Annotated in this window: 18 protein-coding genes; 9 read left to right on the top strand and 9 right to left on the bottom strand. The window is 73.8% G+C overall.

All coding sequences use genetic code 11. From position 1 onward, the window contains the following. Positions 1-17: 17 nt before the first annotated feature. Both K7G60_RS09715 and K7G60_RS09710 read left to right on the top strand, forming a co-directional pair. Positions 18-3,134 (top strand): BTAD domain-containing putative transcriptional regulator, encoded by a 3,117-nt coding sequence (locus K7G60_RS09715; RefSeq protein ID WP_225800403.1) that lies wholly within the window; start codon positions 18-20, stop codon positions 3,132-3,134. 217 nt (positions 3,135-3,351) lie between these two features. Next, complete coding sequence (locus K7G60_RS09710) at positions 3,352-3,567, top strand: hypothetical protein (RefSeq protein ID WP_225800402.1); 216 nt, start codon at positions 3,352-3,354, stop codon at positions 3,565-3,567. Positions 3,568-3,784: 217 nt separating this feature from the next. Here K7G60_RS09710 and K7G60_RS09705 read toward each other — a convergent pair whose 3' ends face one another. The 4 genes from K7G60_RS09705 to K7G60_RS09690 form a co-directional block, all read right to left on the bottom strand. Beyond that, on the bottom strand, positions 3,785-4,315 hold the full coding sequence (locus tag K7G60_RS09705; protein ID WP_225800401.1) for a hypothetical protein: 531 nt from the start codon (positions 4,313-4,315) through the stop codon (positions 3,785-3,787). A gap of 2 nt (positions 4,316-4,317) precedes the next feature. Next, positions 4,318-4,857 (bottom strand): matrixin family metalloprotease, encoded by a 540-nt coding sequence (locus K7G60_RS09700; protein ID WP_225800400.1) that lies wholly within the window; start codon positions 4,855-4,857, stop codon positions 4,318-4,320. Positions 4,858-5,036: 179 nt separating this feature from the next. Beyond that, entirely contained in the window at positions 5,037-5,696 is a 660-nt protein-coding gene (locus K7G60_RS09695) for a hypothetical protein (RefSeq protein ID WP_225800399.1), read from the bottom strand. A gap of 161 nt (positions 5,697-5,857) precedes the next feature. Further along, a complete protein-coding gene (locus tag K7G60_RS09690; RefSeq protein WP_225800453.1) occupies positions 5,858-7,414 on the bottom strand; it encodes a FadD3 family acyl-CoA ligase in 1,557 nt (518 codons plus the stop codon). Between the two features lie 114 nt (positions 7,415-7,528). Here K7G60_RS09690 and K7G60_RS09685 point away from each other — a divergent pair, with 114 nt between their 5' ends. From K7G60_RS09685 to K7G60_RS09675, 3 genes are read left to right on the top strand one after another with little or no spacing between them, the layout of a single operon-like run. Beyond that, a complete protein-coding gene (locus tag K7G60_RS09685; RefSeq protein WP_225800398.1) occupies positions 7,529-8,671 on the top strand; it encodes a lipid-transfer protein in 1,143 nt (380 codons plus the stop codon). 6 nt (positions 8,672-8,677) lie between these two features. Continuing rightward, positions 8,678-9,103, top strand: a complete 426-nt coding sequence (locus tag K7G60_RS09680; RefSeq protein WP_225800397.1) for a Zn-ribbon domain-containing OB-fold protein — start codon at positions 8,678-8,680, stop codon at positions 9,101-9,103. Further along, positions 9,100-9,876 (top strand): enoyl-CoA hydratase/isomerase family protein, encoded by a 777-nt coding sequence (locus K7G60_RS09675; RefSeq protein WP_225800396.1) that lies wholly within the window; start codon positions 9,100-9,102, stop codon positions 9,874-9,876. The genes K7G60_RS09680 and K7G60_RS09675 overlap by 4 nt, the downstream gene beginning before the upstream one ends. Here K7G60_RS09675 and K7G60_RS09670 read toward each other — a convergent pair. Then, positions 9,842-10,459 carry a hypothetical protein gene (locus tag K7G60_RS09670; RefSeq protein WP_225800395.1) on the bottom strand — a complete coding sequence of 206 codons (618 nt, stop codon included), beginning with the start codon at positions 10,457-10,459 and terminating at the stop codon, positions 9,842-9,844. The genes K7G60_RS09675 and K7G60_RS09670 overlap by 35 nt on opposite strands. A 127-nt stretch (positions 10,460-10,586) precedes the next feature. On the opposite strand from K7G60_RS09670, the gene K7G60_RS09665 reads away from it, so the two are divergent. Then, complete coding sequence (locus K7G60_RS09665; protein ID WP_225800394.1) at positions 10,587-11,234, top strand: hypothetical protein; 648 nt, start codon at positions 10,587-10,589, stop codon at positions 11,232-11,234. Here the strand turns inward: K7G60_RS09665 and K7G60_RS09660 are convergent. Beyond that, a complete protein-coding gene (locus tag K7G60_RS09660) occupies positions 11,231-13,645 on the bottom strand; it encodes a PQQ-binding-like beta-propeller repeat protein (RefSeq protein WP_225800393.1) in 2,415 nt (804 codons plus the stop codon). The two genes, K7G60_RS09665 and K7G60_RS09660, sit on opposite strands and share 4 nt — an antisense overlap. A 213-nt stretch (positions 13,646-13,858) precedes the next feature. On the opposite strand from K7G60_RS09660, the gene K7G60_RS09655 reads away from it, so the two are divergent. After that, positions 13,859-14,317 carry a hypothetical protein gene (locus K7G60_RS09655; protein WP_225800457.1) on the top strand — a complete coding sequence of 153 codons (459 nt, stop codon included), beginning with the start codon at positions 13,859-13,861 and terminating at the stop codon, positions 14,315-14,317. Between the two features lie 18 nt (positions 14,318-14,335). Here K7G60_RS09655 and K7G60_RS09650 read toward each other — a convergent pair whose 3' ends face one another. After that, a complete protein-coding gene (locus K7G60_RS09650; RefSeq protein WP_225800392.1) occupies positions 14,336-15,124 on the bottom strand; it encodes a VOC family protein in 789 nt (262 codons plus the stop codon). A 362-nt stretch (positions 15,125-15,486) separates the two neighbouring features. Between K7G60_RS09650 and K7G60_RS09645 the strand changes: the two genes are divergently transcribed. After that, a complete protein-coding gene (locus K7G60_RS09645) occupies positions 15,487-16,134 on the top strand; it encodes a TetR family transcriptional regulator (RefSeq protein WP_041129739.1) in 648 nt (215 codons plus the stop codon). A gap of 180 nt (positions 16,135-16,314) precedes the next feature. On the opposite strand, the gene K7G60_RS09640 is transcribed toward K7G60_RS09645, so the two are convergent. Both K7G60_RS09640 and K7G60_RS09635 read right to left on the bottom strand, forming a co-directional pair. Continuing rightward, positions 16,315-16,785: a nitroreductase family deazaflavin-dependent oxidoreductase gene (locus tag K7G60_RS09640; protein ID WP_225800391.1), complete on the bottom strand. Its 471-nt coding sequence runs from the start codon at positions 16,783-16,785 to the stop codon at positions 16,315-16,317. Beyond that, positions 16,786-18,048, bottom strand: coding sequence for an acyl-CoA dehydrogenase family protein (locus tag K7G60_RS09635; protein ID WP_225800390.1), 1,263 nt, complete (start codon positions 18,046-18,048; stop codon positions 16,786-16,788). It abuts the gene before it with no gap. A gap of 106 nt (positions 18,049-18,154) precedes the next feature. Between K7G60_RS09635 and K7G60_RS09630 the strand changes: the two genes are divergently transcribed. Continuing rightward, a complete protein-coding gene (locus K7G60_RS09630) occupies positions 18,155-19,318 on the top strand; it encodes an acetyl-CoA acetyltransferase (protein WP_225800389.1) in 1,164 nt (387 codons plus the stop codon). The last annotated feature ends 110 nt before the right edge of the window (positions 19,319-19,428 follow it).

Raw genomic sequence — 19,428 nt, 5'->3', positions numbered from 1 at the left:
CAGGAGCAGGGGGAGCGATGGACCGTGAGAACGGGCCGCGAGTTCCGGCGCAGCGGGCTCCGAAGCCGGGACCGGCGGCCCCGGTGGGCGAAGTGACGGCTGCCGAGGGGACCGCGGGCGCCGACGTGCGCCCGGCCGCGGGCACCGGCACCGGTACCGGCACAGTTGCCGGCCATGACACAGGTACAGGTACCGGCACAGGCACCGGCACCGGCACCGGCACGAGCGGGGACTCCCCCGGCTCGCTCCGCTTCGGGGTGCTCGGCCCCGTCCGCGCCTGGCGCGACGGCGAACCCGTCCCCACCGGCTCCCCGCAGCAGCGCGCCCTGCTCGCCGCGCTGCTCCTGCGCGGCGGCCGCACCGCCACCGCGCACGAGCTGATCGACGCGCTCTGGGGCGAGGAGCCCCCCTCCCAGGCGCTCGCCGCGGTCCGCACCTACGCCTCCCGGCTCCGCAAGGTCCTCGACCCGAAGGTCCTGGTCAGCGAGTCCGGCGGCTACGCGCTCCGCACCTCCGCCGACGCGCTCGACGTGACCGCCGCCCAGGAGCTCGCCGCGGAGGCCGAGAAGCTCCGCGCGGCCGGGGACCGGACGGCCGCCCGGGCGCGGCTCGCCGAGGCGCTCGACCTGTGGGACGGCGAGGTGCTGGCGTCCGTACCCGGTCCGTACGCCGAGACCCAGCGGGCCCGCCTGGAGGAGTGGCGGCTCACCCTCCTCGAAACCCGCCTGGACATCGACCTGGAGGTCGGGGCGCACGCGGAGGCCGTCTCCGAGCTGACCGCGCTCACCGCGGCGCACCCCCTGCGGGAGCGCCTGCGCGAGCTCCTCATGCTGGCGCTCTACCGCAGCGGCCGGCAGGCGGAGGCCCTCGCCGTGTACGCGGACACCCGCCGGCTCCTCGCCGACGAACTGGGCGTCGACCCGACCCCCGAGCTCTCCCGGCTCCAGCAGCGCATCCTCCAGGCCGACGCGGAACTCGCCCGCCCGGTGGAGGAGCCGGCGCCCGCAGCCGCGCCCACGGCCCGCCCCGCCCAGCTCCCCGCGACCGTCCCCGACTTCACGGGCCGCGCCGCCTTCGTACGGGAACTCGGCGCCCGGCTCGCCACCGCCGAGGGCCACGTCATGGCGGTCTCGGCGCTCGCGGGCATCGGCGGCGTCGGCAAGACCACGCTCGCCGTGCACGTCGCCCACGAGGCCCGGCCGCACTTCCCGGACGGCCAGCTGTACGTGGACCTCCAGGGCGCGGGCAGCCGCGCCGCCGCGCCCGAAACGGTCCTCGGCTCGTTCCTCCGAGCCCTCGGCACACCGGATTCGGCCATCCCGGACTCGCTCGACGACCGGGCGGCGCTGTACCGCTCGACGCTGGACGGCCGCCGGGTCCTGGTGCTGCTGGACAACGCCCGCGACGCGGCCCAGATCCGGCCCCTGCTCCCCGGTACGGCGGGCTGCGCCGCCCTGGTCACGAGCCGCATCCGCATGGTCGACCTGGCGGGCGCGCACCTGGTCGACCTGGACGTGATGTCCCCGGAGGAGGCACTCCAGCTGTTCACGAGGATCGTGGGCGAGGAGCGGGTGCAGTCGGAGCGCGAGGCGGCCCTGGACGTGGTCGCGGCCTGCGGCTTCCTCCCCCTGGCGATCCGCATCGCGGCGTCCCGTCTGGCGGCGCGCCGGACGTGGACGGTCTCGGTCCTGGCGGCCAAGCTCGCCGACGAGCGGCGCCGCCTCGACGAGCTCCAGGCGGGCGACCTCGCGGTCAAGGCCACCTTCGAACTCGGCTACGGCCAGCTGGAGCCGGCCCAGGCGAGGGCCTTCCGCCTCCTGGGCCTGGCGGACGGCCCGGACATCTCCCTGGCGGCAGCGGCGGCGGTCCTCGACCTCCCCCTCTGGGACACCGAGGACCTCCTCGAAGCCCTCGTCGACACGTCCCTCGTCGAATCGGCGGCCCCCGGCCGCTACCGCTACCACGACCTGGTCCGGCTCTACGCGCGCGCGTGCGCGGACCGCGACGAACAGCCCCCGTCGGAGAAGGAGGCGGCGCTCTCGCGCCTCCTGGACTTCTACCTCTCGACGGCGGCGCGGGTGTACGCGATCGAGCGCCCGGGCGACCGCCTGGTGGACCACCTGGAACCCACGTCCTACGAGGGCCTGACCTTCACGGACCGCCACGAGGCCCAGGACTGGCTCTACGCGGAGGCCAACTGCCTCCTCGCCTGCGTCCGCCAGTCCGCGTCGTCCCCGACGACCCTGCGGCGGGGGGTGGACCTCCTGTGGGCGTCCCTGGACCTGGGCGAGTCCGGGGCGAACTCCAAGGAGTTCGAGGCGACGGGCGTCGTCGTGCGCGATGCGGCCCGAGCCCACGCGGACGCCAGGGCCGAGGGCCGTGCGCTCATGGTCCTCGCGGGCGTCCACCACACGGCGGGCCGCTTCAAGGAGGCGGACCGCGACGCCGAACTCGCACTGCCGCACGCGGACCGGGCCGGCGATCCGGTACCGGCCTGCTGGTCCGCCAACGCCCGGGGCATCATCGCGCTGTACCAGAACCGGTTCGTGGAGGGCGAGCAGTACCTCACCGAGGCGATCGAGCGGTTCCGCGGCATCGGAGACGAGCCCGGGGAAGCCAGCGCGCTCTGCAACCTCTCGCGCATCCACCTGGCGACGGGCCGTACATCGAGCGCCATAGCGCTCGCCCGGCAGGGCACGGACATATACGACGCGATGGGGCACGCGCTCCGGGGCGCCAACGGGCGGTACGCCCTCGGTCTCGCCCTCACCCAGGACAACCAGCTCACCGCCGCGAGCGAACAGCTCCGTGAAGCGCTGGCGGTCTTCGCCGACAGCCGGCAGCGGCTGTGGGAGGGCATGACGCTCTTCCGGCTGTCCGAAGTGGACATCGCCGCCCGCCGGCACGCCCAGGCGGCGTCGAACGCCGAGATGGCCCTCACGGTGCTGCGGGGCATCGGAGGGGAGTGGCGGCGGGGCAACGTCCTCACCGTCCTGGGGCGAGCCCTGTTCGGCATCGGACAGACCGGTCGTGCGCTCGTCTGCTGGCAGGAGGCACTCGGAATCTTCGACGAACTCGACGCCCCGGAAGCCGAAGAGGTCCGTGCGCTGCTGATCCCCGCGACCGCCGCATAGAGCCGCGCGGCCAGTGCGTTCATCGTTCGTTTATCGCCCCCCGGCATGCTTCTCTGCATGACGATCCGCCGCGTCGGGGGGCAGACGGGTCGCCGATGAGGGCCGCAGCCCCTGAGTACTAGGGTGATCGGCCCCGGAGATTCGTCCGGCTGTCCACGGGGGAATGGCTGGGCGAATCTCCTCACATCTCGGACATCACACGCAGGAGTTGACGAGCATGACGGACCCGATCATCAAGCCCATGGACATGCACGCGACCTCGGAGCCGGCTGTCGACGCGATCACCGAAAAGATCACGGGCGGTCACGACGAGACCATCGCCACCAAGGACATGCACGCCACCTCCGGGCCGGCCGACGCCATCGCGGACAAGGTCCTCGGTGACGGAGCCACCACCGACGACATCCACGTCACGTCCGAGCCGGCCAACTAAGCCACTCCCGACGGGGAACGGCACCGGCGGCGACTTCGGGGGAGCTGCCGGGGCCGAACAGGGAGGTCCGGTCGACGGGGGAGCACACGGGCTCGGGGGACACCCGACGGAACCAGGGGGGATCCGTCCGGGGAGAGCCCGTGCGCAACGCGATCGGACCACCGCACCACGGAGGGGCCGGGCATCTGCCCGGCCCCTCCGCCCTTTCCGTCGCGGCTCACGCCCCCTCGGCGCAGCCCTCCCCCGCCGGGGCGACCGCGCCGCGGGAGACGTAGGCGGTCCAGCGGGCCACGGCGGAGTCGGGTTCCTGTTTGGCGTAGCGGGTGTAGCCGTCGCCGTAGGCGGGGTCCTGGGCGTAGCCGACGACGTAGGTGCGGCCGGGGAGGAGGACGGGGTACAGGGGGTCGTGGCTCGTGTAGCGGCCCTGGGGGTCTCGGCCGACGCCCTGGCCGAGGGTGAGGGTGGTGGGGACCTCGCCCTTGAGGGGGTGGAGGACCCGGAGGCGGACGCGCTGGATGCCGCCGGGGCCGCCGTCGGTGTCGGGTTCGTAGCCGACGGACGATTCGACGGCGGCGTAGGCGAGGTGGCTCATGGCGGCCGGCACGTACTCGTCGTGGGAGAGGTCGGGGAGGCAGAGGGCGTGCACGGGGCCCGTGCGGGCGGTGAAGGCCTCCGTCGCGGCCCACCCTGTGGCGCCGAGGACGAGCGTCCCGGCGAGGACGAGGCCGGCGGTCCGGTGTCGGTTCATGGTCACTTCCAGAGCTTGCGGTAGTTCGCCTCGTCGCGGTCCGTGGGCTCGGTCGGCGGGTTGTCGGGGACCTTCGTCCACATCACGGAGGCCCAGGTGTCCGGCTTGTGGCACAGGCCGAGGGCGTGGCCGAGCTCGTGGACGGCCACGTGCCGGCGGGAGTTCCGGTCCTTGTAGCGGCCGTCCAGGTAGTAGGAGTTCAGGTAGATGTAGTCGACCCCCGGTTTGCCCTGCCAGTAGCCCCCGTGGCCGTCGGCCTTGGAGTAGTCGCGCCACTCCAGGTCGTTGACGCTTCCGGCGTCGTCGGGGGCGATCTTCACCAGACCGAGGGACCAGGCCCGGTGGGCCCAGGTCAGCGGATCGTTGTACTTGCTGTCGTCCTCCCAGCGGAGCTCCTTGCCGTCCACGCTGGAGTCCCCTCGGGTCTCGGACTCCCCGGAGACGCACGGCGCGGGGCCGACGGCGGCCCCGGCGGCGTGGGGGCTGAGCAGGAGGGCCGCGGCCAGGACGGCGGCGGCCGTGACGGGACCGGCTGCCTGCATCGGGGGCTCCTCGCGCGATCCGGGACCGGGGTTCGGAGCGTATCCGCAGGTCCCGGGTCCGGAGTGGTGGATGCACCGCGCGTCATCCGGACGGGCGAGCGCCCGCCGGGAGGCACGCGACCGGACGCGCCCCGCGCGCCGAGTCAGCGATCGGCGGGCGGGGTCGTCGTGCTCGTGCGTCAGCGGGCGTAGGAGCCGAGGCCGACGAGGCAGTAGACGTACTCGCTGATGGTGGTGCCGTTCATGGTGTACCGGTGGGAGAAGGCGTACTCCGTCCTGGGGTTGGAGTTGCACCGGTTCATGTCGGAGGTGAACGGGAAGGTCTGGATGACCTTGTAGTGGGCGTCGGACGCCGAGCACGGCACCTCCTCGACGCCGCTGACGCTCTGTGCGGTCTCCGAGTTCGGGAGGGTGCCGTTGAGGCAGGTGCCCTTCTCGTACGGGTCGGGCTCCTCCTCGGTGGGTGTGGGGGCGGGGGTGAGGACGGGGTCGCTGGTGGGCTCGGGCTCGTACGTGTAGGTCGACGAGGGGGCGGGGCCCGCGCTGCCGCGGCTTTCGTCCTCGTCGTTCAGGAGGTACGAGCCGCCGACGAGTGCCCCGATGACCAGGAGCACGACCAGGCAGCCGAGGCCGCCGGACTTCTTGGGGGCCGCCGCGGCCCCGGCGACCGTGATGCGCAGGTACACCGTGCCCTCGCCGAGCCTCGCCGCGACGAGTTCGCCGTGGCGGCAGGGACGGACGGTGAGGTGCGCGGGACCGGACGGCAGCTGGACGGTGAGGATCACGCCCTGTGCGGCCTGCTGCGGAGTGAGCGTGAGGGGAATCTCTTGCGTCGGCACCGGCTGCTCCTGGGACGGGGAGAGGCGAAGGGCTGCTCATATGACGTGTGTGCGAAGGGAGTTGGTTGCAGTCGCCGCTGTCGGATCCCTGTTGCCGGTTCCCCGTTGCCAGTTCCCCGTTGCCGGATCCCGTTGCCGGATCCTGCTGCCGGATCCCGCCGTCAGCTGCCCGACCGCGCCCTCAGCTCCCCCTTCACCACCTTCCCGCTCGCGTTCCGCGGGAGCTCCGCTACGAACTCGACCTCCCTCGGGACCTTGTAGTTCGCCATCTCCCTGCGCGACCAGGCGATGACGTCGTCGGCCGTCAGGGTCGAGCCCGGCCGCCGGACCGCGAAGGCCTTGCCGACCTCGCCGAGGCGGGGGTCCGGGATGCCGATGACGGCGACGTCCGCGATGTCGGGGTGGAGGCCGAGGAGCTGTTCGATCTCGGCCGGGTAGGCGTTGAAGCCGCCGACGATGAACATGTCCTTCAGGCGGTCGGTGATGCGGAGGTTGCCGGCCCCGTCCAGGACGCCGACGTCTCCCGTGTGCAGCCAGCCGTCCGCGTCGATCGCCGCCGCCGTCGCCTCCTCGTCCTCGGAGTAGCCCTTCATCACGTGGTGGCCCCGGACCAGGACCTCGCCGGAGTCGGAGAGCCGCAGTTCCGTGCCCGGGATCGGGCGGCCCGACGTCGTGGCGATCGTCTCGTCCGGGTCGTCGCGCCGGCACATGGTGACGATGCCGCTCGCCTCGGAGAGGCCGTACGCGGTGAGGACCGTGCCCACGCCCAGTTCGGCGCGGAGGCGTTCGACGAGCCGCAGCGGGACCACGGCCGCGCCCGTCACGACGAGGCGGAGGGTGGAGAGGTCGTGCGCGGTGCGGGCCGGGTGGTCCAGGAGGGACTGGTGGAGGGTGGGCGGGCCGGGGAGGACGGTGATGCGCTCGGCGGCGATGTTGGCGAGGACGGTGTCCACGGTGAAGACGGACTGCGGGACGATCACCGCGCCCCGCATGAGGCAGGCGAGGATGCCGGCCTTGTAGCCGAAGGTGTGGAAGAAGGGGTTGACCACGAGGTAGCGGTCGCCCTCCCTCAGGCCGGCGAGCTCGGACCAGATCGCGTAGCAGCGCAGGGTCTGGGCGTGGCTGATGACGGCGCCCTTGGGGCGGCCGGTGGTGCCGGAGGTGTAGACGACGTCGGAGGGGGACGCGGGGTCGATGCCGTCGGCGCGGGCGCGGACGCGGGCGGCCGGGACGGTGTCGCCCTCCGCGAGGAAGGCCTTCAGGGTCGTCCAGCCCTCGTCGTCGGGGGCGGTGTCGCCGAGGACCACCACCCGCTCCAGGTCGGGTAGTTCGGCGCCCGAGCGGCGCAGGGAGGCGACGTACGAGGTGCCGAGGAAGGTGCCGGTGACGAAGAGCAGCCGGGCGCGGGAGCGCTGGAGGACGTAGGCGGCCTCGGCGCCCTTGAAGCGGGTGTTCAGGGGGACGAGGACGGCGCCGGCGGTGACGGCGCCGAGGGCGGAGACGATCCAGTCGAGGGTGTTGGGGGCCCAGATCGCGACCCGGTCCCCGCCGCGTATCCCGGCGGCGAGGCAGGCGGCGGCGGCCCGTTCGACGCGCTCGCCGAGTTCGGCGTACGTGACGCGGACGCGGCCGTCGACGACGGCCTCGCGCGGTCCGTGGCGCTCGGCCGCCGCCCGGACGAGTCCGGGGATCGTGCCCCACTCCAGGTCACCGCGCACGTCCCCGTCCGGGTGCGTGTCCACGTCCATGCCCAACCTCCCTGTAGCTGACTATCCGTCAGATTAGTTGTAGCCTGACGCGCTGTCAGCAGTGCTGCCCCATGAGGAGGTTCGGTGCTCAAGGACGCCACGGCCATCGTCGGGATAGGACAGACCGCCTTCGCGAAACAGCTCCACGAGACCGAGAAGACCCTCGCCTGCCGGGCGATCCTCGCCGCTCTCGACGACGCCGGGATCACCCCCGGCGAGGTCGACGCCTTCGCCTCGTACACGATGGAGGAGACCGACGAGGTCGAGGTGGCGAAGGCCATCGGGGCCGGCGACGTCACCTTCTTCAGCAAGGTCGGATACGGCGGCGGCGGCTCCTGCGCCACCGTCGGCCACCTCGCCGCCGCCGTCGCCACCGGGCAGGCGAGCGTCGGCGTCGCCTGGCGGTCCAGGAAGCGGGGCTCCGGCCCCCGCCCCTGGAAGAACACCGCCGTCCAGCTGCCCACCCCCGGCCAGTGGACCCGCCCCTTCGGGCTGCTCCGCCCCGCCGACGAGATCGGCATGCTCGCCCGCCGCTACATGCACGAGTACGGCGCCACCCGCGACCACCTCTTCAACGTCGCCCTGGCCTGCCGCAACCGCGCCAACCAGAACCCCGCCGCGATCATGTACGAGCGGCCGCTGACCCGCGAGATGTACATGACCGCCCGCTGGATCAGCGAACCTCTCTGCCTCTTCGACAACTGCCTGGAGACCGACGGCGCCCTCGCCTGCGTGATCGTCTCCGCCGAACGCGCCCGCGACTGCCGACAGAGACCCGTCTACGTGCACGCCGTCGCCCAGGGCCTGCCCGCCCAGCACCACGGCATGGTCAACTACTGGAACGACGACCCGCTCTCCGGCCCCGCCTGGACCGCCGCCCGCCACCTCTGGAAGCAGGCCGACTTCGGCCCCGCCGACGTGGACGTCGCCCAGATCTACGACGCCTTCACCCCCCTCGTCCCGCTCTCCCTGGAGGGCTACGGCTTCTGCGGACGCGGCGAGGGCGGCGCCTTCACCGAGGGCGGCGCCCTGGAGATCGGCGGCCGGCTGCCGCTCAACACTGGCGGCGGCGGGCTCTCCGAGGCGTACGTGCACGGCTTCAACCTCATCAACGAGGGCGTCAAGCAGCTGCGCGGCACCTCCACCGCCCAGGTCCCCGACGCGGCCACCTGCCTGGTCACGGCGGGCGAGGGCGTCCCCACATCGGCCGTCCTGCTGAGGAGCTGAACCCGAATGCTGACACCGGTCATCGACGAGGACGGCGCGCCCTTCTGGGAGTACGCCGCCCGGGGAGAACTGCGGATCCAGGCCTGCGCCTCCTGCGGCGAGCTCCGCTTCCCGCCCCGCCCCTGCTGCCCGCACTGCCGGTCCTTCGACAGCGAATGGCGGCTCATGTCCGGACGCGGCCGGATCTGGTCGTACGTCCTCCCCCACCCGCCGCTCCTGCCCGAGTACGCCGCCCAGGCGCCGTACAACGCGGTGCTCGTCGAACTCGCCGACGCCCCCCGCATCCGCCTCGCCGGCAACGTCGTCGCCGCCCCCGACGCCCCCCTGAACTCCGTCGACCCGGCCCGGCTGCGCATCGGCGCCCCCGTGCGGGTCGCCTTCACCGAGGTCGACGGCGTCACCGTCCCCCGCTGGCTCCTGGAGCGGACATGAGCGTCCGGGTCGAGCGCGACGAGGAGACCGGGGTCGCGGTCGTCACCCTCGACCGGCCGGAGAAGCACAATGCCGTCACCCTCGACATGGCCCGCGAACTGGGCTCCGTCTGGCGGGGGTTCCGGTACGAGGACGAGGTCCGGGCGATCGTCGTCACCGGGGCCGGCGACCGGGCCTTCTGCACCGGGATCGACCGCGAGGACGCCGGAAGGATCCCGCAGCCCTCCTCCCCGTACACGATCGACGACCCCCTCCTCACCCTCGGCCCCAAGGCCAACGACCTGTGGAAACCGGTGATCGCCGCCGTCGAGGGCATGGCCTGCGGCGGGGCCTTCTACCTGCTCGGCGAGGCGGAGTTCGTCATCGCGGGCGAGGGTGCCACCTTCTTCGACCCGCACACCACCTACGGCATGGTCTCCGCCTTCGAGACCGTCCACATGGCGCGGAAGATGCCGTACGGAGAAGTCGCCCGGATGGCCCTCATGGGCACCGCCGAACGGGTCTCCGCCCGGCGCGCGTACGAGACGGGACTCGTCTCCGAGCTGACCGCGCCGGGCGGCGCGCTCGACGCCGCGCGGTCGGCCGCCGCCGTCATCGCCTCCCACCCGACCGAGGCCGTCCAGGGAACCGTACGGGCGCTGTGGTCGGTCGACGAGGCCGCCCGCGCCCGGGCCCTCGCCCACGCCCCGCACCTGGTGGCGCTCGGGAACCTGCCGCCGGAACGGCAGGCCGGCCTGTTCACGACGAGGGCGAAGGGCTACCGGACGCGGTAGGGGTGGCGGTGGGCGTGGCGGTGACGTCGACCCTGTCCACCGCGTACACCCTGCAGTTCTTCACCTGGCCGACCAGCCCGGGGGTCTTCATCGGAATGTCGTGGATCCTGGCGCCCCCGCTCTCGACGTCGACCCGGGCCTCGGCCAGCTCGACGAGCGAGCCGCCCGCCCCCTCGAACTCCAGCAGGATCCGGAACGTGCCCGTCACCCCGCTCCTCGGCGTGACCCGCACCGTCGCGTCGGTGTCCGCCTTGCGGGCCGGCTTGCCCTTGCGCTTCTTCTCGGCGGGGTCCACGCAGTCGATCACCTCGACCTCGACCTCGGCCTGGGCCTCCGTCGGGGTGCCCCCGGAGGCGGTGGTGTCGCCGTTCGCGCCGCTGTAGTCGTTGTTTCCCTGCTCGTCGCTGGAGCAGCCGCCGCCCGAATCGTCGTCGGAGTCCGAGTGGCTCCGGCTCTTGCCGCTCTTGCTCTTCCCGCCGCCACCGCCGCTGCTGCCGTGGCCGCCCTTGCCGGTGTGGAAACCGGTCAGCGCGAGGACCACCACCGTGAGCGTCGCCGCGAGCTTCAGGCGTGTCCGTACCATCGCCGCCGTCTCCTTCTGCGTGTCGTGTCCGCGCCACCCTAACGTCGCTCCCGCGCCGCGTGGCGGGGCCCCCTCACCCGGCGTAGCGTCGGGAACGAGGGCCGGACCGTCTAGGAGGGCCGCACCGATGATCCGCGACATAGCCGGCTCCGTCCTGGCTCTCGCCGGAGCGACGGCCGCCGTCTGGAGCCCCTTCCGTGCCTGGTACGACGGCCGTCCCGGGCGTGACTACGCCATCGGGGACCTGTTCACCGGCATCACCGACGCGAAGGCCGACGTCCTGGGCTCGATCCTGCTGCCCTTCGCCTTCGCCGCCCTCGTCACCCTCGTCGGCGTACTGCTCCGCTCCCGCCTGCTCGTCGCCCTCGCCGGGCTGGTCGTCCTCGGCTTCACCGTCCTGTGGATGGTGCGGCTCGGCCAGGCGGAGGGAAGCCTCACGATCGGCGCCGACGGCAGGGGACTCGGCGATGGGGTCGCGAACGCCTTCGGCGGCGGGGTCCTGCTGCTCCTCGGCGCGCTCGTCATGCCGGGCCGGCACCACGCCCGCAGGACGAGCCGGGTGGACCGGGCGCCCCGGCACAAGCACCCGCCCCTGGACGGCCCGCCGGCGGACCGGGCCCCGGCGGACGGAACCCAGGCGGACGGGACCCTCGCGGACGGGCACCGGCCGCAGCCGCCCTACGCGGCCCCGACCCAGACCTACGACATGCCGACCTGGGACCGGGACCGGGGCGACGACGGCAGCCCGCCGCCCCCGCCGCCCCCGCGGCGTTAACGCGCCGCGGCGCCCCTGCCCGTCGCCGTGCCCTTGGCCGCGTCGAGCGCGTACACGCAGCGGTCCTTGCTGCACGCGTACACGACCCCGCCCTTCGCCACCGGCGAGCCGGTGATCTCGCCGCCAGTCGCGAGCTTCCAGCGGAGCTGCCCACCGGTCGCGTCCAGGGTGTACAGGACGTGGTCGGCCGAGCCGAAGTGCACCCGGCCGTCGGCGACGACCGGGGAGCCGACCAGCTCGCCGCCCGCCGCGAACCGCCACCGGGGGGTGCCGGTGACCGCGTCGAGCGTGTAGAGCGCGCTGCCGCTGCCCACGTGGACGTTGCCGTCGGCGACGAGCACCGGCTCGGCGGACTGGCGCGGCTCGGTCGCGATCCGCCAGCGGTCCTGGCCGGTGGTGGCGTCGAGCGCGTACACGGTGCCGAGGTGGTCCGAGAGGTACACCCCGCCGCCCGTCACGGCCGGCCCCGGCGCGAAAGCGGGCGGGGAGAGGAAGACCGCCGGCGCCTCGAAGTGCCAGCGGACGTGCCCGCCGGCGATGTCGATCGACAGGACCCTGGTCCCGGCGGAGACGTACACGCAGCCGTCCTCGGCCGGGGCCACCCGGACCGGCACGTTCGCGCAGGAGGCGGCGTCGCCGATCGGGTACGACCAGCGCTCCACGCCCGTGCGGGCGTCGAGGGCCTGGAGCCGGGCGTCCCGCCACACGTACACGGTGTCGCCGTGCACGGCGGGCCCCGCCTCCGGGGTCTCGAAGTCGGTCTGCGCGCCGGTGAGCTCCCACAGCTTGGCGCCGTTGGAGGCCTCCCAGCCCTGCACCCCGCCGCCGCGCGTGCCGGTGACGACCGTGCCCCGGTCGACCTGCAGCGAGTACACCCAGGCGTCCGTGTGCAGCCGCCAGCGCTCGCCGCCGTCGGTGGCGTCGAGGGCGTACAGGGTGGGGCCGTCGGAGGCGTGGATGCGGCCCGAGGCGACGGCCATCGACCAGGCCACGTCCCGGGTCTTGAACTGGCGCCGGCCGCTCCCCGTGTCCAGGGCGTGCACCTCGAAGGAGGTCACGTACAGCAGGTCGCCGTCGACGACCGGGGTGCCCCACACGTCGTTCGACATCCGGAAGCGCCAGGGCCGCCAGTGACCGGGCTCCGGCGGGGGCTGCGGGGCCGCCGTCTGGTCGGTGCCCTGCGAGGGCACCGACACGGGACGGGAACCCTGCTGCGGGGCCTGCTCGGCCCCGCTCGGGCCGCCGCCGGGCGGGCGGATCCAGCCGGTCGCGGGGCCCGCGTCGGCGCCCCGGCCGACGGCGAGCGCCGCCCGGGTGTCGGCGACCCGGGGGCCGGGGCCGATCGGCACGGTCGCGCCGCCGAGGCGCACGGGACCGCCCGCGCCCTCGGCGGGACCGGCGTGCCGGCCGCCGACGGGCGCGTGCTCCGGCGCGCGCTCCGGGAAGCGGGGGTCGGGGCGGGGGCCCGGCGGGTCCGCCGGGGGCCGCGGCGGCGTCACCGGGCCGGGCAGCTGACGGCCGCCGCCGCGGCGCTGCTCGATCATGGCGGTGGCGCTCTGCGGCAGCCAGGCGGAGGCCGTGCCGCTGTCGTCGCTGCCGGGGCCGAAGAGGTGCGGGGCGAGCTGCGCCTGGAGGTCGGCCGGCGTGGGCCGGCGGGTGACGTCCATCTGCATGCAGGACTCGATGAGGGGCCGCAGCTCCTCGGGCAGGCCCTCCAGGTCGGGGCCCTCGCGGAGCAGCATGAAGACGGTCTCGACCGGGTTGGCGCCGTGGAAGGGCGCGTGGCCGGTGGCGGCGAAGACCAGCATCGAGCCCAGCGAGAAGACGTCGCTGGCGCCGGTCACGCTGCGCGAGTCGCGGGCCTGCTCGGGCGACATGTAGGCGGGCGTGCCCACGGCGACGTTGGTCATCGTCAGCCGTGTGTTGGAGACGCCCGACGCGATGCCGAAGTCGATCACCCGGGGGCCGTCCTCGACGACGAGGACGTTGGACGGCTTGAGGTCACGGTGGACCAGCCCCGCGCCGTGGATGGACTGCAGGGCCTCGGCGACACCGGCGGCGAGCCAGCGGACGGCCTGGGCCGGAAGCGGCCCGCACTCGTTCACTATCTCTTCGAGGGAGGGCGCCGGCACGTAGGCGGTGGCCAGCCAGGGCACGGCGGCGCGCGGGTCGGCGTCGACGACGGCCGCCGTGTAGAAGCCGGAGACCGCCCGGGCGGCCTCCACCTCCCGGGTGAAGCGGACCCGGAACAGCTGGTCCTCCGCGAGCTCCGTGCGCACGGTCTTGATCGCCACGCGCCGGCCCGAGGCCGAGCGCGCGAGATAGACCAGGCCCATTCCGCCCGCGCCGAGCCGGCCCAGCACCTCGAAGGGCCCGATACGTCTCGGGTCGTGCTGCGTCAGCTGTTCCACTTGCCTGCCACCTCCCCGTACGGGCCATGAGGGTACGGCCCCGTGGCCCCTGATTCTTCCTGTCCGAGGCCCTGGTTGCGAACCCGGGGGCGGATCGGGGTGTCACAGGTTCGCTTTCCATGAATACGAGTAGGCGTTCGAGGGGTCGCCAGTTCTGGTGCACGCGTGCGGTACCTGCATATTCGTGCGGTTCGGAACGGCATGGTGGACGCCATGAAGCCCACCCCGACCCTGCGGACGATCGAGCCCGCGTTCCTGGTCCCCGGGCCGTCGGGCGTGGCGATCCGCACGCGCCTCAAGGGCCTGGGGCCGACGGACGAGAAGGTCCTGCGGCAGGTGGGCGCGCATCTGGGATCGCTCGCGTCGAGAGATCTCAAGATCCGCTGGCCGCCGCCCAGGCGGACGCGGCTGCCGGTCGCGTCCGTGTGGTGCGCGGCGGAAAACGGCTCGCCCGCTCACGGCACAACCTTGAGACCACCCGTCACGACGCTGCCGCCGTGGCCGTCGGAAGACGCGCCCAAGGACACCCGATGCGTGCCGCCCGGAAGCGGAGAGAACGCGGGCCACCAGAACGCCCAGCACCGTTCGGGCGTTCGGCTGAGCACGAGTCCTGGCAACTGGCAACAGGACCCGCTCCCACTCAGCCTTCAGGAACGGTGTCACAGGTCATGACGGGTCCTGGCGGCACAGCTAGGTAGCGGCCGGTTTCGGCTCCTCGCGGACGGCGAAGCGGGCGCCCTGGTTGTCGTGGAGGACGGCGACGCGGCCGTGCGGGGTGTCGGAGGCCGGGGTGGCGATCCGGCCGCCGAGCCGGACGGTGGTCTCGCATGCCTCGTCGCAGTCGGCGACGGCGAAGTGCACGAGGACGTGGCCGGGCATCTCGGCGGGGAAGTCGTCGGTGATGACGGCCCGCCCGCCGAAGGCGCTTCCGCCGCCGGGCCGGGAGCCGGGCGGGGACCAGACGCGGTAGTCGAAGCCGGCGTCCCCGCCCTCCCGGGGGGCGTCGGCTTGGCGGCCGAGGTAGCCGAAGACGGTGGCGTAGAAGGTGTCGACGGCGTCGGGGCTGCGGGTGTAGACCTCCATCCAGCAGAAGGATCCCGGCTCGCCCGTGACCTCGAAGCCGTCGTCGTCGCCCTCCTGGCGGAGGCCGAAGACCGCGCCGCCGGGGTCGGCGGCGAGCGCGTAGACGCCGAACGGGCCGACGGGGTAGGGCTCCATGACCATCTGGCCGCCGGCGGCCTTGATCCGGGCGGCGAGGGTGCCGGCGTCCTCGGTGGCGAGGTAGAGGGTCCAGGTGGTGGGCATGCGTCCGTCCCTCTTGGGGACGAGCCCGGCGACCCGGCGGCCGTCGAGGAGGGCCTCGTCGCGGTCGGGGTCGAAGGTCCAACCGAAGAGCTCGCCGTAGAAACGCTTGCCCGCCTCGAGGTCGGGAAGCTGTGCGTCCACCCAGCACGGGGTGCCCTCAGTACGTACGGCCATGCCCCCACGCTAGGACGGCGGGGGCGGCCCCGCACGCCCCGGGATGCGAACAAAGGGGCGATTCGTCGGGCCGGAGCCCTTGCGGCGCTTGAGTTGTCCACCGGCGTTGTCCACAGCCTGTCCATAAGCCTATTCGGGTAGGGGACTGCCCGCGCCGCTCCCGCGCCGGCCCCCGCCGCTCCCGGCCGCCGTCGGTACGTCCGGCACCGCGGCCGGCACCGCGGCCGGCACTGGCTCGATACCGCCCCTGCCCCTCGACCCACGCACCCGCACCGACCTCGCAGAACGGGGGCGTGCCGGGGGTGCACCCCATTTGCAGTCGGCCGAATCGCGCGCTGATCCCCCCTCGGTAAGCTGACGGCATGACAGGACAAGTACGCACCGTCGACGGCCGCGTGGCCGGACGACGCGGCCAGGCGACGCGGCAGAAGCTGCTCGACTGCCTCGGTGAGATGCTCAGCTCCTCGCCCTACCGGGACGTCAAGGTCATCGATGTGGCCCGGAAGGCGGGTACTTCACCCGCGACGTTCTATCAGTACTTCCCGGACGTCGAGGGGGCGGTCCTCGAGATCGCGGAGGAAATGGCCAAGGAGGGCGCCGCGTTGACCGAGCTGGTCAGCGGTCGCTCCTGGGTCGGCAAGGCCGGCTGGCAGACCTCGGAGGAACTCGTCGAGGGCTTCCTGGACTTCTGGCGGAAGCACGACGCGATCCTGCGGGTCGTGGACCTCGGCGCCGCCGAGGGCGACAAGCGGTTCTACAAGATCCGCATGAAGATCCTGAACTCGGTCACCAACTCCCTCACGGACGCGGTGAAGGAGCTCCAGGCCAAGGGCAAGGTCGACAAGGACGTCAGTCCCGCCGCGATGGCCGGCTCCCTGGTGGCGATGCTGGCCTCGGTCGCCGGCCACCAGAAGGGCTTCCAGACCTGGGGTGTGAAACAGGCCGAACTCAAGCCGAACCTGGCGCTGTTGGTGCACCTGGGCATCACGGGCAAGAAGCCGACCAGGTAGCGCCGGCCCCCTCCTTCATCCGTCCTGTCGTCGACGCCGACGGCGACCCGCCCCTGCGACAAGGGGCCGGGACCGCCGTCGGCGTCGTCGTGTCCGGGCCCGTCGACGCCCGTCCCGGGCGCGGCGGCGTGCTGGTGCCCGGCGCGGCCAGGAGCGGTCCGGTCCGGCGCGGGCCGGTCGCTATCTGCGCGTGAGGCGGAAGAGCCGGATCTCGCGCTCGATCCGTGCCTGGTACGTGGCGTACGGCGGCCAGAACTCCAGCGCCGCCTTCCAGGCCGCCGCCCGTTCCTCGCCCGTGAGCAGCTCCGCCCGTACGGGCACGTCCTCGCCCCGCCAGTTGACCTCGGCGTCCGGATGGGCGAGCAGGTTCGCTGTCCAGGCCGGGTGGCCCGGCCGGCCGAAGTTGGAGCCGACGAGGAGCCAGCGGCCGTCCCCCTCCGGCATGCAGGCGAGCGGGGTGACGCGTGGCAGCCCGCTCCTCGCGCCCCGGGCGGTGAGGATCACCCCGGGCAGCATCCGTGCGCTGAGCAGCACTTTTCCCCTGCTCAGCCGGTGCACGGCCCGGTCCATGGCCGGGATGACGTGCGGGGCGACCTTGGCGAAGGTCCGGGTGGAGGACACCTTCTGCACGAGCTTCCGTCCGGCGGGCATCTACGCCGCCTCCTCTCCGAGGAGTCCGGTCCGTTCCGCCGCCCGGGCGCGCAGCCGGCGGGCGGGACCGAAGAGCAGTTCGTCGGAGGCGGCCCGTTTGAAGCAGAGGTCTTCCCAGGCGAGCGCCTCGTCGGCGGTGGCGCGCAGCGCCTCCAGGGCGTGGGCGAGGGCGAGCGGCCCGCCGTCGGGTCCGGGGCCGGGTTCCCGGGCCGCGCAGTGGGTCAGCGAGCGGGCCGTGTCGACCTGGACGTGGAGGTCGGCGAGGCGGTGCCGGGAGCCATACCGTCCGCGGGAGCGGATGTGCTCGACCGCGCGGTCGAGGGCGGCTCCGGCGGCGCCGACGGCCTCGGCGGCCAGCATCACGGCGGCGGTGCGGCCGGTGGCGGCGAGGGCGCCGAGGACGTCGGCCGGTTCCTCGCCGAGGAGTTCGGCGCCGGCGTCCCGGAACTGGACGGTGGCCTGGGGCCGGGTGAGGTCGAGGGCGGGCCGCCGGGTCCGCACGAGTCCGGGAGCGTCCGCGGGCACGAGGAAGAGGAGCGTACGGCTGCGGGCGAAGCCGCCGGCGTGGGCGGCGACGAGGAGCAGTCCGGCGCTGTGGCCGTCGAGGACCCGGTCGGCCTCGCCGTAGAGGCGCCAGCCGCCGTCCGCCGTGCGCGCGGCCTGGATGCCGCCGGCCCGGCCGCCGCCCGACCAGTCCCCGCCGGCGTTGTCGCCGGTGAGGCCGAGGGCGAGGGCGAGGCCGGCGGGGACGGCGAGGGCGCAGGTGAGGGTGGCGTCGGCGACGCGCGGGAGGAGTGCGGCGCGCTGGGCGGGGGTGCCGAGGGCGGCGATGAGCGGGGCGGCGAGGACGGTGGTGGCGAGGAGCGGGGAGGGGGCGAGGGCGCGGCCGGTCTCCTCGCAGAGGGGCGCGAGCTCGGCGGGGCCGCGGCCGGCGCCTCCGTACTCCTCGGGGAGGGTGAGTCCGGCGAGGCCGAGGGTGCCGGACAGCTGGGCCCAGAGCGCGGTGTCGTACCCCTCGGGGCCGACGCCCGGGGCCCCGTCCGCCCCGCCGCGCCCGGCGGCGAGCAGCTCCCGCAGGGCGCGGCGGAGTTCCCGCTGCTCCCCGGCGGGCGGCGCGGGCGGCGGCACGGGCGCGGCGGCGAGCGGTCCCGCCGACGGCCGGGCGGACGGTCCCGTCGACGGGGCGGCGGGCGGTTCCGCCGGGGGCGGGCCCGCGGACGGTGCCGCCTTCGGGGCGTCGAGCGCAGCGGAATCGGCGTCCATGGAGCTCCCTCCGTATCTGACGGTGCGTCATGCTAGGCCCGTACGCGGCTTGTTGCCCAGAGGAGTGCCGGTCCCGATTCAGGAAATCTGATGTACCGTCAGATTCATGCCCACCACCACACGCAGCTCCCGCCGCGTCGCCGTCGTCGGCGTCTCCCTCTCCGACTGCGGCCGGGTCGACGAGGCCACCCCCTACGCCCTGCACGCCCAGGCCGCCCGCCGCGCCCTCGCGGACAGCGGCCTCGACCGCTCGCTGGTCGACGGCCTGGCCTCGGCGGGCCTCGGCACGCTCGCCCCGGTCGAGGTCGCCGAGTACCTGGGCCTGCGCCCCCGCTGGGTGGACTCGACCGCCGTCGGCGGCGCCACCTGGGAGGTCATGGCCGCGCACGCCGCCGACGCCATCGCCGCCGGTCGCGCGAACGCGGTCCTGCTGGTGTACGGCTCCACCGCCCGCGCCGATATCAGGGCCCGGCGCCGCACCGCGAACCTCTCCTTCGGCTCGCGCGGCCCGCTCCAGTTCGAGGTCCCGTACGGGCACACCCTGATCGCCAAGTACGCGATGGCCGCCCGCCGCCACATGCACGAGTACGGCACGACCCTGGAGCAGCTCGCGGAGGTGGCCGTCCGGGCACGGGCGAACGCGGCGCTCAACCCGGAGGCGATGTTCCGCGAGCCGATCACCGTCGACGACGTCCTGGGCGGGCCGATGATCGCGGACCCGTTCACCAAGCTGCACTGCTGCATCCGCAGCGACGGCGGCTGCGCGGTGCTGCTCGTGGCCGAGGAGTACGTCCGGGACTGCCGCAAGGCCCCGGTCTGGGTGCTCGGCACGGGCGAGCACGTCTCGCACACCACGATGTCCGAGTGGGAGGACTTCACGGTCTCCCCGGCGGCCGTCAGCGGCCGGCTGGCCTTCGAGCGGGCGGGCGTCCGGCCCGCGGACGTCGACCTAGCCGAGATCTACGACGCCTTCACCTACATGACCTTGGTGACCCTGGAGGACCTGGGCTTCTGCGCGAAGGGCGAGGGCGGCGCGTACGTCCAGGAGAAGGACCGGATGCCGGTGAACACGGACGGCGGCGGGCTGTCGGCCTGCCATCCGGGGATGCGAGGCCTGTTCCTGCTGGTGGAGGCGGTGCGCCAACTGCGCGGCGAGGCGCCGGGGTTGCAGGTGCGCCGGCCGGACGGCTCACTGCCGGAGCTGGCGGTGGCCTCGGGGACGGGGGGCTGGTTCTGCTCCTCGGGGACGGTGGTCCTCGCCCGCGACTGACCGACCACCGAACCGACCACCGCACCGGCCACCGGGCGGCCCGCCGGACCGGCCGCCGGACCGACCACCCGAAGGATCTATACAAGCGTCATAGACAAACGTGTAGGACA

Origin of the sequence: Streptomyces sp. NK15101 (assembly GCF_020400725.1) — a bacterium.
GTDB lineage: Bacteria > Actinomycetota > Actinomycetes > Streptomycetales > Streptomycetaceae > Streptomyces.
The sequence above is the reverse complement of the archived record's forward strand: the minus strand, read 5'-3'. Positions and strand labels throughout refer to the sequence as shown.

What these genes read in the sequence shown, in the direction of transcription:
- K7G60_RS09655 (WP_225800457.1), top strand. Translation starts at nt 13,859, where the DNA reads ATGAAGCCCACCCCGACCCTGCGGACGATCGAGCCCGCGTTCCTGGTC.
- K7G60_RS09705 (WP_225800401.1), bottom strand. Translation starts at nt 4,315, where the DNA reads ATGAACCGACACCGGACCGCCGGCCTCGTCCTCGCCGGGACGCTCGTC.
- K7G60_RS09635 (WP_225800390.1), bottom strand. Translation starts at nt 18,048, where the DNA reads ATGGACGCCGATTCCGCTGCGCTCGACGCCCCGAAGGCGGCACCGTCC.
- K7G60_RS09650 (WP_225800392.1), bottom strand. Translation starts at nt 15,124, where the DNA reads ATGGCCGTACGTACTGAGGGCACCCCGTGCTGGGTGGACGCACAGCTT.
- K7G60_RS09715 (WP_225800403.1), top strand. Translation starts at nt 18, where the DNA reads ATGGACCGTGAGAACGGGCCGCGAGTTCCGGCGCAGCGGGCTCCGAAG.
- K7G60_RS09700 (WP_225800400.1), bottom strand. Translation starts at nt 4,857, where the DNA reads ATGCAGGCAGCCGGTCCCGTCACGGCCGCCGCCGTCCTGGCCGCGGCC.
- K7G60_RS09670 (WP_225800395.1), bottom strand. Translation starts at nt 10,459, where the DNA reads ATGGTACGGACACGCCTGAAGCTCGCGGCGACGCTCACGGTGGTGGTC.
- K7G60_RS09680 (WP_225800397.1), top strand. Translation starts at nt 8,678, where the DNA reads ATGCTGACACCGGTCATCGACGAGGACGGCGCGCCCTTCTGGGAGTAC.
- K7G60_RS09675 (WP_225800396.1), top strand. Translation starts at nt 9,100, where the DNA reads ATGAGCGTCCGGGTCGAGCGCGACGAGGAGACCGGGGTCGCGGTCGTC.
- K7G60_RS09710 (WP_225800402.1), top strand. Translation starts at nt 3,352, where the DNA reads ATGACGGACCCGATCATCAAGCCCATGGACATGCACGCGACCTCGGAG.
- K7G60_RS09630 (WP_225800389.1), top strand. Translation starts at nt 18,155, where the DNA reads ATGCCCACCACCACACGCAGCTCCCGCCGCGTCGCCGTCGTCGGCGTC.
- K7G60_RS09640 (WP_225800391.1), bottom strand. Translation starts at nt 16,785, where the DNA reads ATGCCCGCCGGACGGAAGCTCGTGCAGAAGGTGTCCTCCACCCGGACC.
- K7G60_RS09645 (WP_041129739.1), top strand. Translation starts at nt 15,487, where the DNA reads ATGACAGGACAAGTACGCACCGTCGACGGCCGCGTGGCCGGACGACGC.
- K7G60_RS09665 (WP_225800394.1), top strand. Translation starts at nt 10,587, where the DNA reads ATGATCCGCGACATAGCCGGCTCCGTCCTGGCTCTCGCCGGAGCGACG.